Origin of the sequence: Methylosinus sp. sav-2, assembly GCF_004366495.1 — a bacterium.
Lineage (GTDB): Bacteria > Pseudomonadota > Alphaproteobacteria > Rhizobiales > Beijerinckiaceae > Methylosinus.
In genome coordinates this window covers 84,870-100,379 of record NZ_SOEJ01000011.1, presented here as the reverse complement: position 1 = coordinate 100,379, position 15,510 = coordinate 84,870, and the positions used below count along the sequence as shown (strand labels likewise).

Sequence of the window (15,510 nt, the reverse complement as noted above, 5' to 3'; positions counted from 1 at the left end):
GCAAGTCTCTTGCTAAGACCGCTTAAACCATAAAAGGGGAACGCCGCCATGAGGGCAAGGAGCGGTATCGCGCAGAACGCGCGGGCGATTGCAGGCATGATCGCCGGCGCGCCGATATTGGGAATTCTTCTCGCGACGGCGGGAGCGTCGACCGCTCTGGCCCAGTCCTGCCAGGAGGATTTTCAGAAGCTCTCGCAGCGGCGCATGTCCCAGATCCAGACGCTCAACAATATCGGCAAGGCGTCCAAGGGCAAAATGGACCCGATCGCCGCCTGTCCGGTGGCGCGCAAGCTCGTCTCCATAGAGACCGAGATGGCCGCCTATATCGATAAGAACAAGGAATGGTGCAACATTCCCGACGCTATGGTCGACGGTTTCAAGCAGGCGCGCGGCAAGACGCAGACTTTCGCCGCCCAGGCCTGCGCGGTCGCCGCCAAGGCGAAGAAAATGCAGGAAGAGGCGGCCGCCGGCATCGGCCCGCAGGCGCAGAAGCTGCCCGCCGGCCCGCTGTGAGCGCTGCGGAGCCTCAGGACGAGCCGCGGCTGCCCGACGCCGTCGCCGACCATCCGCTCTGGCGCCTCGCGCCGGACCCGCTCCGCCCCTATGTGCAGCTCGCCCGCCTCGATCGTCCGATCGGCTGGTGGCTGCTGCTGCTGCCCTGCTGGCAAGGCAGCGCGCTCGCCGCTGCGGCGCTCGGCGCGCCGCTCAATGTCTGGCATCTGCTGCTCTTCTTCATCGGCGCGGTCTCCATGCGCGGCGCCGGCTCCACCTATAATGACATCGTCGACCGCAAGATCGACGCGAAAGTGGAGCGCACGCGGCTGCGCCCGCTCGCCAGCGGCCGGGTCTCCTTGCGCGCGGCGATCGCCTTTCTCGTGGCTCAATGCCTCGTCGGGCTCGGCGTTCTTCTGTCCTTCAACGGCTTCACCATCGCGCTCGGCTTCGCCTCGCCGCTGATCGTGCTGATCTATCCTTTCGCCAAGCGCGTCACCTCCTGGCCGCAGGCGGTGCTGGGGCTCGCGTTCGCCTATGGCGCGCTGCTCGGCTGGACGGCGCTGACCGGCGGGCTCGGCCTGCCGGCCGTCCTCCTCTACGCCTCGGCGATTTTGTGGACGATCGGCTTCGACACGATCTATGCGCTGCAGGACAAGCGCGACGACGCCATAGCGGGCGTGCGCTCGACGGCGCTGCTGTTCGGCGCGCGCGTGCGCCTCGCGGTCGGCGCGCTCTATCTCGGCTCGGCTGTCTTCGCGGAATTGGCGCTGCTGTCCGCCGATGTCGGCGGCTTCGCGCAGATCGGCCTCGCCGCCTATGCGGCGCATTTTTGCTGGCAGGTCTATCGGACCAGCGAGTCCGCGGCGCCGCAGACGGCGCTCATGCTGTTCCGCTCCAATCGCGACGCCGGCCTGCTGCTCTTCGCCGGCCTCGCGGCGCAGAGCGCCATCCTCGCTTATTCATAGCAGACGATTTCGCGCTCGCCCTGATAGACCGTCGCCATGCGCTCGCCTTCGCCCTGCTTGCGGCGCGCGCAGAAGCGCGGACGGCGCTTGATGACGGAGGCGTTCTTGCGGCGCGCGATCGTCTCGCGCAGCGCGACGCCGCCGAGGCGCGGATCGATCGTCTCGAGCGCGCCGCCGCGCGCAGCAAGGCGCGGCAGATCGAGATAGGACGCCCAATATTTCCAATCCGCCGAGATCGCGCCGCCATCCGCCGTCTCGGTGAGAACGACGTCGAGATCAGGGTCCTGATGGGCGAGCGACAGCCGATAAGAGGCGCCGCCGTCCACGCTCGGCTCGACATCGAGAGCGACGCCGCGATAGGCCTGTACCGGCACGCTGATCATCATGGACATTCCGGCGAAGCGCCGGGAAATCAGAATATCGCGACGGCCGACGCGCACCTGGCGCTGGCCGCCGTCGGCGCGCCGATCGCGCTGAACGGCGAATTGAAGCTGTGTCTCCGCCATGACTTTGGTCTCGAACATGCGCTCGCTCCCCGAGATGTGACCTTCGCGACTGGTCTCGCGTTTCATGGGTCGCATGTTGGGCGACGGTTGCGGCAAAGCTCGCTAACAAGGCTGGTGAATCGCCCGTAAACCATTGCCTTTTCGACCGATTCGCGAGCTTTGGGTTAGCGCCCGGCAAACGAGATCGTCGAAATTCGCGGCAATTCGCCGAAAAGACCGCCTTGCGGGAGGGGCTCGGCTCGCTTAACGACTATAGTAATGGCCGACAATGCAACCGACTTCGCGGCTCAGCTGCCGCAGCTCGAAGCCGTCGCGCGGCGAGCGGGCGAGATCGCCATGGGCTTCTTCCGCCCGGGCGAGAAGACCAGCGCGGCCGTCTCTTATAAGGACGGCGGCTCGCCTGTGACCGAGGCCGACATGGCGGTCGACCGTTTCCTGCAGGAGGCGGCGCTGTCGCTGTTTCCGGACGCCGGCTGGCTCTCCGAGGAGACGGCCGACAATAAGGAGCGTCTGCTTCGCCCCCGGCTGCTGGTCGTCGATCCGATCGACGGAACGCAGGCTTTTCTGCGCGGCGACAGGCGCTGGGCGGTCTCCATCGCGCTGATCGACCAAGGACGGCCCACGCTCGGCGTCATTCACGCGCCGGCGCTGGAATGGACCTTCGCCGCCGCCGCCGGCCATGGCGCGGCGCTGAATGGCGCGCCGATCCGCGTCGCCGCGCGCGCCGTTCTGGCGGGCGCACGGTTGGAGGCGCCGCGCGGCCTGGCGGCGCGCTTCGCCGGCTCCGAATATAAATTCGCAGTTCAGGACCGCACGCCCTCTCTGGCTCTGCGCGTCGCCGATGTCGCCTCCGGCCGCAATGATCTCACCATCGCTTCCGCGGATTCGAAAGACTGGGACATTGCCGCGGCCGATGTGATACTCACCGAGGCGGGCGGCGTCCTGTCCGAGCTAGAGGGGCTTCCCTTGCGCTATAATCGTCCGCAGCTGCGGCGCGATATGCTGGTGGCGGCGCCGCAATCGATCTTTCCCGAGAGTCTCGCGCTGGCGCGGGCGGTTTCCAAGGGCGTAATATGAGCGAAACGACGACACTGAACGGCGGCGCGCCGCAGGCGCTTCATCTCGTTTTCGGAGGCGAGCTGATCGACCTCCAGGGCGTCGCCTTCCGCGACCCGACCAAGCTCGACATCGTCGGCATTTATTCGGACAACGCCTCCGCGCTCGCCGCCTGGAAGGCGAAAGCGCACGCCACCGTCGACAACGCCCATATGCGCTATTTCGTCGTGCAGCTGCACAGCCTCCTCGATCCCGAGACGAATTGAGCTGAGATCGCTCCTTCCGCGCGGCCGATCGACGGCGCGCCCGACGGCCTCTCCGGGCCGGGGCGTCGCGATCGGCCCTTTCATTCGAGGACGGCGCGGCGAGAGCTCGGCCGTCGCATTATTGGCGAGTTCACCGGGGCGTCGATGCCGGTCCTGACGATTTATCGGTTGCTGACCATCGGTTTGACGCCACTCGCCGGCGTGGCGCTGGGCTGGCGCGCGAGACAAGGCAAGGAAGATCCCGCGCGGATCGGCGAGCGCATGGGCGCGCCGAGCCTCGAGCGTCCCGCCGGACGGCTCGTTTGGCTGCATGGCGCGAGCCTCGGCGAGAGCCTCGCCCTGCTGCCGCTGGTGGAGCGCTTCATTCAGCGCGGCGTCGAGGTTCTCGTCACCACGGGCACGGTCTCCTCCGCCAAAGTGCTGCGGGCGCGACTCCCCGCCGGCGCTGTGCATCAATACCTGCCGCTGGACGCGCCGCAATTCGTCGAGCGATTCCTCGAGCATTGGCGGCCCGACATCGTGCTCTTCGCCGAGTCGGAGCTGTGGCCCAATATGATCCGCGCGATTCATGCGCGGCGGCTGCCGCTCGTTCTCGTCAACGCCACCATCTCGCGCCGCTCCGCCGCGCGCTGGCGGCGCCTGCCCGGCGGCGCGCGAACCTTGTTCGGCGAGATCGATCTCTGTCTCGCGCAGAACGCCGAGAGCGCCGCGCGCTATCTGGGCCTCGGCGCGCCGCGCGTGCGCGTTTGCGGCAATCTGAAATTCGACGTGCCGCCCCCGCCCGTCGGCGCCGGCCGACTCGCCGAATTCAATGGCGCCATCGGCCCACGTCCAGTCTGGGCGGCGATCTCCACCCATGCGGGCGAGGAGGAGATCGCGATCGACGCGCATCTCTCGCTCTCCGCGGAGGTTCCCTCGCTGCTGACGATCATCGTCCCGCGCAAGCCCGAGCGCGGCGCGGAGATCGCCGCTCTCGCCAGCGCCAAAGGCCTCGCGGTGGGCCTGCGCTCGCGCGACGGCGAGCCGCGGCGCGGCGTGCAGATCTATGTCGCCGACACAGTGGGAGAGCTCGGCCTGTTTCTCCGCGCCGTCAGTGTGGTGTTCACGGGAAAATCGCTGACCGCCGAGGGCGGGCACAATCCGATAGAGCCGGCCAAGCTCGGCTGCGCGATCCTGCATGGGCCGCATGTCGAGAATTTCGCGGACATCTATGGCGAGCTGGCCGCCGCCCGCGCCGCCGCCCGTGTGAGCGATGCGGAATCGCTGGCGCGCGCGCTACAATTCCTGCTCTCCGACCCCTCGCGCATGCGCAAGATGGGCCGCGCCGGGGCCGAGGTGGTGCGAAAGCTCGGCGGCGCCTCGCAGAGCATTATGGCGGCGATCGAGCCCTATCTCGCGCAATCGGCGCTGGAGCAGAAATGAGCCGGCGGCGCCGCATCGCAAATGCGCGCGCCTGACTTCTGGCGATGCGCGCCGGCCTCGCCACTGGCGAAAGCTCTGGCGCCATTCGGCGCGATCTATGGCGCGATCGCTTCAGCGCGCATGAGACGGAAAGGCGGGCGCGCCGCTCTTCCGGTGATCGTGATCGGCGGGCCGACGCTGGGAGGCGACGGCAAGACGCCGGTCGCGCTCGCCATCGCCGCTCTGCTCGCGGAAATGGGCGAGCGGCCGTTCTTCCTCACCCGCGGATATGGCCGCCACAATGCGCAGCGCGCGCCTTTTCTCGTCGATCCCGGCATACATGACGCGCGCGAGACGGGCGACGAAGCGCTGCTGCTGGCGCGCTGCGCCCCAACCATCGTCGGCGTCGATCGCGCGGCCGGCGCGGCGCTCGCGCGCGATCTCGGCGCGACGGCGCTGGTGCTGGACGATGGATTGCAGAGCCGGCGGCTCGAGCCCGATCTGGCGCTGATGGTCGTCGACGGCGCCTATGGCGCAGGCAATGGCCTGTGCCTGCCCGCCGGCCCGCTGCGCGCGCCCTTGCCGCGCCAGCTCGCCGCTGTCGATGCGCTCATGCTCATCGGCGAGGGTACGGCAGGAGAAGCGGTCGCCGAATATGCGAGCGCGGCGGGAAAGCCCGTTCTGCGCGCCCGCATCGGTCCCCTCCCCGCGCGCCTGCCCGAGCGCGTGCTCGCCTTTGCGGGCATCGCGCGACCGGAAAAATTCTTCGCGACGCTGGAGGCTTCGGGGGTCGAGATCGTCGGCCGAAAAAGCTTCGCCGATCATCATCGCTACACGGCGCGCGAGATCGCGGCTCTCGAGCGCGAGGCCGCGCGCCTCGGCGCGACGCTGGTCACGACGGAGAAAGACGCGGCGCGTCTTTCTAAAGACGCGGCTGCGCGCGTGGACGCCCTGCCGATCCGCCTGCTCTTGGAAAAGGAAGAAACGCTCCGCGCGCTTCTGCGCCGCGCGCTGACGCGGAATTGAGAAGGCTCAGGGCTTCTTCGGGAAGCTCACGCCGATGCGGATGAGCTTGGCGTCGGTGCTCGAATAGGCCTCTTGCAGGTCGACGTTCCAATAGCGGAGCTCTTCCAGCGGTATGGGCTCGCCGGTCACGGCGCAGCGCACGTAGGCGCCTGGACGGCGAATGCGGAAGTCGCCATCGCGATATTCGACCTCGGCCTCGACCGCGGCCTGCGGCTGTCGTTCGAACCGGTTCATGCGGATCCTGCGTCTCGCCCGCTCGGTTAAGCGGCGCACCGACGAAATAAACGAGGTCATGCCGAATTTTCAATAGCAGAGACGCAATTGGCAAGGCCGAATCGCACATTGGCGGCCGAGCTTGCGCATGCGCTCCCCAAAAAACCGGCGCACGGCGCCAGAAGCCGGCTCGGATGAGCGACCTTGGAAAAGAAATCGCTCCAAAACGCGAATGGCCGCCCCAGAGGGCGGCCATGAAGATCGATTCGATCGTCTTTCGACGCGCTCTCACCAAAAGACGTTGGCGCGGGCGAGGAAGAGGCTCGGATGATCGCCGTTGAGGAAGGGACGGTCGGAAGCCGCGACCATCGTCATGACGCGCGTCCAATTGGCCTGCAGGCGGAAGCCGTTGACCGGATACCAGTTCAGGCCGATGGTCAGATTCTCCTGGCGGCCGCCGAGCGTCGCCGTATTGGCCAGCGCCTTCTGAGCGGCCGAGCCGGCCACGGTCGCCGCATAGACGAAATTGCCGTCGACGAGGCCGCCATTGTTGAGATTGAGCTCGCTGAAGCGGGCAGCGATTTCCCAGGCGCCCCAGCCGCCCTTGTTGACCGGATCCTTGATCTTGATCGCGCCGAAGGTGCCGGGCGAGCTCCAGTTCTTGTCGTAGCCATTATACACTTCGGCTTTCGACTCGCCGGTCAGGAAGAACGAGCCCTGGACATAATATCCACTGGCCTGCAGGCTCGATCCGCCATTATTGCCGAGCAGCAGAGCATTGAGCGGATCACGCTCGTAGCGCGTCGCGATATATTCGCCCTGCAGTGAGAAGGGGCCATAGGCGGCCGCGGCTTCGAAGCCGTAGCTATAGGCGTATTTCAAGCAGCCATTCTTCATGATGAAGGGCGCTGACAGGAGACCGAGGCCGGTCGCGGTCGTCGCCAGGCTGCCGGAGGCCGCGCAAGTCATATCCTGCGCCGTCGAGACGCGGCTCCAGGTTCCGCTGCCGCCCAGAACATCCGCCTCTTCGCGCTCCGTGCCGGCGCCCGGCCGCAAGAAGGCGGCGTCGGTGGCGGCCGTCGAATCGTTCGGCTTGTGATAGCGGAAGGACGAGCCGACATGCAGCAGCTTGTCCTCTTCCTGAAGGGGCGCATAGGTGGCGCGAACCGCCGCGTCCCAATATTGCGCGCCGCTGGTGGGCGGAGCGGTCGCCGTGTCCTGCGGCGAGGTGGAGAAGATGCCCGTCTTGACCGACCACAGCTTGTCGCCGACGCCGACGGCCGCGCCGATGTGGCGGCTGGGCGCGAGAACGGTCGGCATGGCGCGCTCGAGGAAGGTGATATTGCTCGTGGAGCTGGTCGTCTCCATGCTGAAGGGCTCGAAGAAATTGCCGACCTGGAAAGTGACCGGCTCTTTGGTGATTCCTTCCGGCATCAGCTTCTGGCGATAGGCGATGAAGGCGTCGCGTATGCCCGCCACGCCTGTGTTGGTGAAGTCGTATTGGAACCGATAGAACCAGTTCTTATAGGCCTTGCCTTCGACCCAGATCTGCGCGCGGCGGAAGCCGACATTGCTGCGCGACATGGTGTCGGCAGAGCTAGAGAAGCCGCCGTCGGCCTGAATGCGGCCGCCGATCTTGAAGTTGAACGCCTTGTCCTCCGTCTCGACGAAGAGGCCGTTCTTGAAGCTGACGAACACCGGCGGCGGGGCGACGAGCCCGGGCAGGGTCCTGGCGGAATTCAACGCATTCTTGACCTGGACATTGGTCTTGGCCTGATCGGCGACCTTGGCCTCGAGACGCTTGAGCTGCTCCTTCAGCGCCTTGATCTCGCTCGCCGTATCCGCCAGCGCCGAGGCCGGAGCGCCCACCATCCCGCAGAAGGCGGCGAGCGCCACGCCGCCCGAGAGCCGCCGCGCCATTTTCGACCCGATTTCCTGTTCTCTCATCCTAGCCCCCTGCGCTCGGCGTTTTGCGTGAGCGGCTCGGACATTTGTTCGCCGGACGGGATATTCATGTGATCTAATGAATATCTCGCATCGACGACAAGTCTCCCGGGTCCGAACCACACACGCAAGGCGCACGACGATTGCACCGTTTGCCTACTCATCGTTAGATGATGCCCAAATTCTCACCAGCCATGCCCATGTGACGAGCTTCTAGGGGCGAAATGTTCTTTGGATACATCACATGTAATTGTCTTACATTTCGATCGGCCATTTGTGCAAGGCCAGAATCGGCTTCACTTAAGGATTTCCACGTATGTGTTGCCGAATCGACACAATCTGGATGTGGGGCCGCTGTAAGGTGCAACGACATTACGGCGCGAAGCGGCGCGGTCGAGGCGGCGAGACCGGCCGCCGAGCAAAGCCGGCGACAATCGGACGATCCGAATAAATCCGGGGCTTTATCTAGAACTTGCGGCCCGGCCTCACGCCCCATCGCCCGTGGCATTTGGGCAACACCCTAGGTAGAAACCGTTGTCACAATTCGGCGCCGCCATCTTTTGTGATGATTGTGTCACATAAGGCCTCTAGCGCTGCCATAGCGGTAAGCAATTCAAGGCAGAGGCTGACATGACACAGGTACCGAACGTCCAGACGATCGCGAAGGGCGCGACGCCTTCGAAGCTGCTGGGAGGCGTCGCAGTCCTCGCCCTCGGCGCGTTCGGCGCGCCCACGGCGGCTCTCGCCGACACGCAGAGCGAGATCAAGGCGCTGAAGGCCGAGCTGAAGCGGCTCGAGCACAAGCTCGACGAGCAGGCCAAGACGACCCATCAGGTCAAGAACGCGCTGAATTCGGCCAAGGCCGCGCCGGGCGGCAATGCTCCGCCGCCGGTGTTCGTCAGCTTCAAGAACGGCCTCTTCGTCGAGACCGAAGACCAGGCGTTCAACTTCAAGATCGGCGGCCGCATCCAGGCCGACGGCGGCTTCACCAGCTATCCCTCCGCCTCCGGCTCCCGCAGCAATGTCGGCTTCCGCCGCGCCCGCCTCGAGGTCGAGGGCAAGGCCTATAAGAACTGGTACTACAAGTTCCAATATGACTTCACCGGCACTGGCGTGACCGGCATTCGCGACGCCTTCATCGCCTATCGCGATAAGCTGCTGCCGGAGTCGATCACCAAGCAGCCGATCACCATCCAGATCGGCAGCCAGTACGAGCCGTTCAGCATGGAGACGCTGACCTCCTCGAAGCACATCACCTTCATCGAGCGCGCGCTTCCCGGCGCCCTGGCTCCCGACCGCCATGTCGGCGCCAAGGTCGGCCTCGGCGACAAGCATTGGAGCGTGCAGGCCGGTGTTTTCTCGACCAGCTTCGGACAGGACTCCTCGCAGGCTCCGGCCGCGACCGGACATCAGTATTGGGACCTGACGACGCGCGCGACCTACGCGCCGATCATCGAGGAGGACAAGCTGCTGCATTTCGGCGGCTCGTTCATGTTCCACAAGCCGAACGACTCGACCGCCGCTCAGGATCCGAACAATCTGCTGCCGGGCACCGGCTCGCGCGACGAGACCGACATTCTCAACAACCGCTACATCGTCGTTCCGTCGGCGCAGGCGCTCAACTGCAGCCCCACTTTCAAGGCGGCGACCGGCCTCGCCCTGCTGACGACGCCCGGCTATCTGCAGAATGGCTGTCTGAAGTCCAGCTACAACTACAACTTCGAAATGGCGGCCACCTACGGCCCCTTCTCGGTGCAGGGCGAATATTCCGGCGCTCATTACGAGCGTGATGCGGGGACGGCCGCGCTGCTCGGCAACAATGGCGGCTCGAGCCTCAACTATAGCGGCTATTACGTCCAGGGCTCGGTCTTCCTGACCGGGGAGTCCCGCGCGGCCTCCTATAAGGGCTACGACAAGGACTGGAACACGCCGGGCACGTTCGGCGACGTGGCGATCAAGAACCCGCTCAACAAGGGCGGCCTCGGAGCCTGGGAGTTCGCCGCGCGCTACAGCGAGCTCAATCTGAACAATGGCGGCCTCGTCGACAGCAATTACGCCTATCTGGCGGCCGTCGCCGGCAATGCGGCGCAGCAGGCGATCGCGAAGACCGCGACGCTGGGCGGCCGCGAGGAGAATCTGACGCTCGCGCTCAACTGGTATCCGGTGCGGGGCGTCCGCTTCCAGGCCAACTGGACGCGCGCCATGACGCTCGTCGCTCCCTCCGACAAGCCCTATCTCAACGGCCAGCATCCGAGCACCTTCCTCGCTCGCGCCCAGGTCTTCTGGTGAGAGCAGAGGCCGGGCTCTTCGGTCCCGGCACGATGTCAATCGAGAAGAGGCCGCCCTTCGGGGCGGCCTTTTTCGTTATAGAACTGAACTTTACGACGTGACATTTCCGCAACAGCCGCCGCTGAAAACCTCCCTTGCCGACCACCAGCCTAGTCAGCCCCTATAGTCTATGATTAGTGTATACCACTTAGGCGTTAATACGGGGACACTGATGAACGGGCATAAGGGATCGCGCGGACGGACAATGCGGCGGCTCTCGGGCGGCGTCTCTCTCGCCGCCTTCGCAGCGACTTTCGGACTTCCTGCTTCCGCGCTGGCGGATACGGCGAGCGAGATCAAGGCGCTGAAGGCTGAGCTCAAGCGGCTCGAGGCCAAGGTCACGCAGCAGGCCAAGGATCACGCCCAGGTCAAGAACGCGCTCAACTCCGCCAAAGGCGCGCCGGCGGCCAGCGCGCCGCCGCCGGTCTTCATCTCCTTCCGCAACGGCCTCTTCGTCGAGACCGAGGATCAGGACTTCAATTTCAAGGTCGGCGGGCACCTGCAGATCGACGGCGGCTTCGCCTCCTCGGCCGACACCATCTCCCGCTCCAATGTCGGCTTCCGCCGCGCCCGCCTCGAAATCGAAGGCAAGGCCTTCAAAAACTGGTTCTACAAGATCCAATACGACTTCACCGGCTCCGGCGTCGCCGGCATTCGCGATTTCTATCTCGCCTATCGCGACAAATTGCTCCCGTCGGAGATCAGCTCGCAGCCTGTCACCTTCCAGATCGGCAATTTCCGCGAGCCCTTCAGCCTCGAATCGACCGAATCGTCGAAATATTTCACCTTCATCGAGCGCTCTCTGCCCTCCGTTCTCTCGCCGAGCCGCCATACCGGCGCGGCGGTCGCCGTCGGCGACAAGCAGTGGAGCGTCAAGGCCGGCGTCTTTTCGACCAGCCCGCAGGACACGGCGACCGCTCCGCCCACCGGCGAATCGCAATATTGGGACGCAGCCGTGCGCGGGGTCTATGCGCCGATCACGGAGGAGGACAAGCTCCTCCATTTCGGCGGCTCCTTCAAATATCACAGGCCGAACAACACCACCGCGGCCACCGACGCCGCCAATCTGCGCCCCGGCCAATCGCCCGAGCGCGAGGAGACCGACGTGCTCGGCGGCGGCGGCGCGCTCACCCGCGTCTCTGCGGCGCAGGATCTCTCCTGCGGCGCCTCCGCGGCGAGCCTCAACATCACGACCACCGGCGTCGGCCTGCTCAGCGCGCCCTTCGCGCGGCGCTCGAGCTGCCTGAAATACTCCTATAATTACGGCTTCGAGGCCGCCGCCGCCTATGGCCCGGTCTCGCTGCAGGGCGAATATATCGCCGCCCAATATGAGCGGGACGCCACCAACGCCTTCCTCTACGGCAATGGCGGCGGAAGCAGCCTGCGCTACAGCGGCTATTATGTCTTGGGCTCCTTGTTCCTGACCGGCGAGTCGCGCGCGGCCTCCTACAAGGGCTATGACAAGGACTTCAACACGCCGGGCAGCTTCGGCGAGGTTCAGATCAAGAACCCGCTGAACAAGGGCGGCTATGGCGCATTCGAGCTGGCGGCGCGCTACAGCGAGATCAATCTCAACAATGGCGGTCTCGTCGACAGCAGCTTCGTCTATGCGGCGACCGTGGCCGGCAACGCCGCGCAGAAGGCGCTGGCCAGCACCGCGACGCTCGGCGGACGCCAGGACAATTTCTCCCTCGCGTTGAACTGGTATCCGGTCAAAGGCGTGCGCTTCCAGGCCAATTGGACCAAGACGCTGACGCTGATCGCGCCCTCCGATCGCCCCTTCCTCAATGGCGACCATCCCAGCCTCTTCCTCGCCCGGGCGCAAATCTACTGGTGAGACGGACCTTCGGATCGAAGCGTCTTTCATGACGCTCCAATTCATGCGCGGCCGCCCCTTTCGGGCGGCCGTCGCATTTTGGGCGACGCGATCCGGCCGGGGATATTTCCGTCGTGCAGAAAATACAATATTAAATTAAGAAGTTCGCGTCGCCGATTCGGCGCAGCGTGCGTAATCGATACATTTACCTAAGCGTAAATACGTAATTCGATTAATCACCGCTTCGCCGGATTTCAAATATGCCTAATATAGTCCGCATTTCTATTGTCATAGCGGCAGTCGCGCAAGGCCTCGCCGCGGGGCGCGCCGAAGAGCTTCCGAAACGACAGGCTGCTCCTGTCGAGTATGTTCGTATTTGCGATCAATATGGCTCGGCCTTCTTCTATATCCCCGGCAACAACACCTGCCTGCGCATCGGCGGCGCCGTCGTCGCCGAATGGCGCTCGTGGAGCACCTCCTACCGCATGTCGCGCAACATCATCGCGACCGACAACCCTTTCGCCTTCGGCCCTAGCGTCAACGCGAATCCGCTCGGCATTCCGGGCCATGTTCCTCTCCTCGGCTATTCCAATCCGCGCAGCGGCGACAATAGCGGCTTCGTCGGCATCGGCCGGGTCGAGATGGACGCCCGCGCGCCGACCGACTACGGCACGATGCGCGCCTTCATTCGGCTCGAATCGCAATTCGGCTCGGACAGCAGCGCGGCGACCGGCTCGCTCAGCGGCTCGCAATATTTCGGCGCCGCCAATTTCTCCAACGGCAATGTGTTCCGGACGACGGCGCGCGAGACGACGATCCTCAACAAGGCTTTTCTGCAATTTGGGGGCATTACCGCTGGCCGCGTGCAGTCCTTCTTCGATTTCTACACCGACAATATCGATTGGGAGGCGCTGCGCGGCTCCAACTCCACCGTCGGCGCGCTGGCCTATACCTATAGTTTCCGTGACGGCGCCTCGCTCAGCTTCTCGCTCGAGGACAATGTATCGCGACGCGGCTTCATCGGTTCGACGATCGGCGCCTTCAATTACGTCGCCGCGGTTTACGGCCTCTCGGGCGCTGCGGCGGACGCCGCGGCGGCGGCCTGGGGAACGCGCTTCACCGGCGTGCCGGACGGCGTGCAAATTCCCGAGATCGTCGGCGCCTTCCGCATCGACCAGCCCTGGGGCGCCGTGCAACTCTCCGGCGCCGCGCATCAGCTGCGCACATCCACCTACACACGCAACGCCACGGTGGCGACGCCCGTCACCGGACTGCCGCTCGGCACAGCCATCCCCGTCGTTTCGCAGGAGGATTACGGCTATGCGTTCCAGCTCGGATGGCAGTTCAATCTCGACAGGCTCGCCCCGGATATTTTTTCCGAGGGCGACAAATTATGGGTGCAGGGAACCTACGCCCGCGGCGCCGTCGGCTATCTGATGGGCAATAATCTCAGCTTCAACGGCGGCCCGGTGAATGGCAACGCCTTCTACGGCTATGGCAATGGCGGCGTCAAAGCCAGCAATGGCTGGGAGTTTCTGAGCTTCGACTGCATATGGACCGCCGCCGCCCATTGCGACAAATCGATCGGCTGGGTGGGCCTTGCGGCCTTCAAGCATTATTGGACGCCGACGCTCTCCTCCGGCGTCTACGGCTCCTTGATGGAACTCTATTACAGCCCGAGCGCCATAGCAGATTTCGGCGGCGGCGTCGGCGCGGTGAACACGACCGAATATCGGGTCGGCTCCAATCTCATCTGGACGCCGATCAAGAATTTCGATCTCGGCGGCGAGCTGATGTATCTGCGCGACAATCACCACAACCGGCCGGTGGGGCTCGCGCCGGACATAGCGTTGTGGTCGGTGGGCCTGCCGTCCTGGAAGGGCGCGAATGCGACAGTAGAGGGACGCGTGCGCCTGCAGCGCTCGTTCTGACGCCGAGAACTCCTTGCTCGGCCGTGTCTTCTGCAGGCGAACCGTTTCCCGCTTCGCGCGAAAACGCTAGCTCTCGCGCGTGAAGACCCCGTCCGCCTCCATCATCTCGAGCAGCATGCCCTCGCGCAGGCCGCGATCGGCGATGCGCGTGCGGGAGGCCGGGAAGACGCGGCGAATCGCCTCGAAGATCGCGCAGCCGGCGAGCACGAGATCGGCGCGCTGCGGGCCAATGCAGCCATTGGCGGCGCGCTGATCGAAATCCATGGCGCGCAGCGAATCGATGGCGCGCGTCGCGTCCTCGTCCGAGAGCCAGAGCCCATCGACGCGCCAGCGATCATAGCGCTCGAGGCCCAGATGCACGCCGGCCAGCGTCGTCACCGTGCCGGAGGTGCCGAGCAGATGGAAACGCTCGCAGCGGCGCTCCGCCGCCGTGCGCTCGGCAAAGGCGACGAGCCCCTCGAGCGCGCGCGCCGTCATCGCCTCATAAATGGCCGGCGTCACGCTCTTGCCGCCGAATCGCTCCGCCAGCGAGACGACGCCGAGCTCGAGCGAGGTCCAATGGCGCAATTCGCAGCCCTGCGCGTCGCGGGTCAGCCACACCAGCTCGGTGGAGCCCCCGCCTATGTCGAACAGCAATATGCTCTCGGCGCGCGGGTCGGCGAGCGAGCCGCAGCCGCGCGCGGCGAGGCGCGCCTCGGTCTCGCGATCGATGACCTCGAGCAGCAGGCCGGTGCGCTCATGCACGCGCTCGACGAATTCGGCGCCATTCTCGGCCGCGCGGCAGGCCTGGGTGGCGATGAGCCGGGCGCGGGAGACGCCGCGGACGCTCATTTTCTCGCGGCACACGTCCAGCGCCTCCAGCGTGCGCTCGATCGCCTGCTCGCAGATGCGACTCGAGGAGCCCATGCCCTCGCCGAGCCGCACGATGCGGGAAAAGGCGTCGACGATGCGCAGCAGGTCGGTCTTGCGCCGTGAGCGCTGCTCCGGCCGCGCGATCAGCAGCCGGCAATTATTGGTGCCGAGATCGAGCGCCGCATAGACATGATCGTCGCGCTGCTCGCCGGGCGCGCGGGCGTTCCGCGCGGAGGCGCCCGGATCACCCGCGCCGTCCACGGATGCGCGCATCCCCGCTCCAGCGCGCGGCGCCTCGCCTCCGCCCAGGCCCCCGCCCCAATGTTCCGGCTTTTTCAACCCGCCTCCCGATCGGCCTTTTCCGCCCGCCGCCGATCTTTGTCTCGACGAACTCTCATGGCCGATCGCGGGAAGTGTAGCAAGGCCAGCGCGAATGCCAAGGAGCGCGTTTACGGGCCAAGCTGGCGGGCGGGGCCGACCGGCGGGAGCGACGCCATTGTGGGAACCGGCCAAGGTCACGCAACGAACCGCGCCGATCATGTTGACAGAGGCGCGTCCTCTCTTTAGATCACCGCGACGCGCCGCTTCGCCGCGCGACCGTTGGGGGATAGTTCAACGGTAGAACAGCGGACTCTGACTCCGTTAATCTTGGTTCGAATCCAGGTCCCCCAGCCAAATTCTATAAAATCCCTAGAATTCCACGCTCTTGCA

General features: G+C 65.4%; 13 protein-coding genes and 1 tRNA gene. 10 read left to right on the top strand and 4 right to left on the bottom strand.

Going from position 1 to position 15,510, the window contains the following annotated elements:
* Nucleotides 1-48 precede the first annotated feature (48 nt).
* Both EDE12_RS16610 and ubiA read left to right on the top strand, forming a co-directional pair.
* Nucleotides 49-513, top strand: coding sequence for a hypothetical protein (locus EDE12_RS16610; protein ID WP_245267225.1), 465 nt, complete (start codon nucleotides 49-51; stop codon nucleotides 511-513).
* The gene (gene ubiA, locus EDE12_RS16605) at nucleotides 510-1,460 is read left to right on the top strand and encodes a 4-hydroxybenzoate octaprenyltransferase (protein WP_024878695.1); all 951 of its coding nucleotides are present in this window, start codon (nucleotides 510-512) and stop codon (nucleotides 1,458-1,460) included. Before EDE12_RS16610 ends, ubiA begins: the two co-directional genes overlap by 4 nt.
* Here ubiA and EDE12_RS16600 read toward each other — a convergent pair.
* On the bottom strand, nucleotides 1,451-1,984 hold the full coding sequence (locus EDE12_RS16600; RefSeq protein ID WP_024878694.1) for a DUF6101 family protein: 534 nt from the start codon (nucleotides 1,982-1,984) through the stop codon (nucleotides 1,451-1,453). The two genes, ubiA and EDE12_RS16600, sit on opposite strands and share 10 nt — an antisense overlap.
* A gap of 240 nt (nucleotides 1,985-2,224) precedes the next feature.
* On the opposite strand from EDE12_RS16600, the gene EDE12_RS16595 reads away from it, so the two are divergent.
* The 4 genes from EDE12_RS16595 (at nucleotide 2,225) to lpxK (ending at nucleotide 5,715) form a co-directional block, all read left to right on the top strand.
* Complete coding sequence (locus tag EDE12_RS16595; protein WP_024878693.1) at nucleotides 2,225-3,043, top strand: 3'(2'),5'-bisphosphate nucleotidase CysQ; 819 nt, start codon at nucleotides 2,225-2,227, stop codon at nucleotides 3,041-3,043.
* Nucleotides 3,040-3,288: a DUF4170 domain-containing protein gene (locus tag EDE12_RS16590; RefSeq protein WP_018266771.1), complete on the top strand. Its 249-nt coding sequence runs from the start codon at nucleotides 3,040-3,042 to the stop codon at nucleotides 3,286-3,288. Before EDE12_RS16595 ends, EDE12_RS16590 begins: the two co-directional genes overlap by 4 nt.
* A gap of 144 nt (nucleotides 3,289-3,432) precedes the next feature.
* The gene (locus tag EDE12_RS16585) at nucleotides 3,433-4,710 is read left to right on the top strand and encodes a 3-deoxy-D-manno-octulosonic acid transferase (RefSeq protein ID WP_026600154.1); all 1,278 of its coding nucleotides are present in this window, start codon (nucleotides 3,433-3,435) and stop codon (nucleotides 4,708-4,710) included.
* Between the two features lie 21 nt (nucleotides 4,711-4,731).
* Nucleotides 4,732-5,715, top strand: a complete 984-nt coding sequence (gene lpxK, locus EDE12_RS16580; protein WP_026600153.1) for a tetraacyldisaccharide 4'-kinase — start codon at nucleotides 4,732-4,734, stop codon at nucleotides 5,713-5,715.
* 6 nt (nucleotides 5,716-5,721) lie between these two features.
* On the opposite strand, the gene EDE12_RS16575 is transcribed toward lpxK, so the two are convergent.
* Nucleotides 5,722-5,949: a DUF2093 domain-containing protein gene (locus EDE12_RS16575; protein ID WP_026600152.1), complete on the bottom strand. Its 228-nt coding sequence runs from the start codon at nucleotides 5,947-5,949 to the stop codon at nucleotides 5,722-5,724.
* A gap of 267 nt (nucleotides 5,950-6,216) precedes the next feature.
* Nucleotides 6,217-7,875, bottom strand: a complete 1,659-nt coding sequence (locus EDE12_RS16570; protein WP_245267224.1) for a porin — start codon at nucleotides 7,873-7,875, stop codon at nucleotides 6,217-6,219.
* A gap of 627 nt (nucleotides 7,876-8,502) precedes the next feature.
* Between EDE12_RS16570 and EDE12_RS16565 the strand changes: the two genes are divergently transcribed.
* The 3 genes from EDE12_RS16565 (at nucleotide 8,503) to EDE12_RS16555 (ending at nucleotide 13,947) form a co-directional block, all read left to right on the top strand.
* Nucleotides 8,503-10,161, top strand: coding sequence for a porin (locus tag EDE12_RS16565; protein WP_051592646.1), 1,659 nt, complete (start codon nucleotides 8,503-8,505; stop codon nucleotides 10,159-10,161).
* A gap of 244 nt (nucleotides 10,162-10,405) precedes the next feature.
* Complete coding sequence (locus EDE12_RS16560) at nucleotides 10,406-12,037, top strand: porin (RefSeq protein ID WP_051592645.1); 1,632 nt, start codon at nucleotides 10,406-10,408, stop codon at nucleotides 12,035-12,037.
* A 239-nt stretch (nucleotides 12,038-12,276) separates the two neighbouring features.
* On the top strand, nucleotides 12,277-13,947 hold the full coding sequence (locus EDE12_RS16555) for a porin (RefSeq protein WP_024878686.1): 1,671 nt from the start codon (nucleotides 12,277-12,279) through the stop codon (nucleotides 13,945-13,947).
* Between the two features lie 66 nt (nucleotides 13,948-14,013).
* Here the strand turns inward: EDE12_RS16555 and EDE12_RS16550 are convergent, their stop codons facing one another.
* Nucleotides 14,014-15,072 carry a Ppx/GppA phosphatase family protein gene (locus tag EDE12_RS16550; RefSeq protein WP_036291392.1) on the bottom strand — a complete coding sequence of 353 codons (1,059 nt, stop codon included), beginning with the start codon at nucleotides 15,070-15,072 and terminating at the stop codon, nucleotides 14,014-14,016.
* 328 nt (nucleotides 15,073-15,400) lie between these two features.
* On the opposite strand from EDE12_RS16550, the gene EDE12_RS16545 reads away from it, so the two are divergent.
* Nucleotides 15,401-15,474: transfer RNA gene (locus tag EDE12_RS16545), tRNA-Gln, on the top strand.
* Nucleotides 15,475-15,510 lie beyond the last annotated feature (36 nt).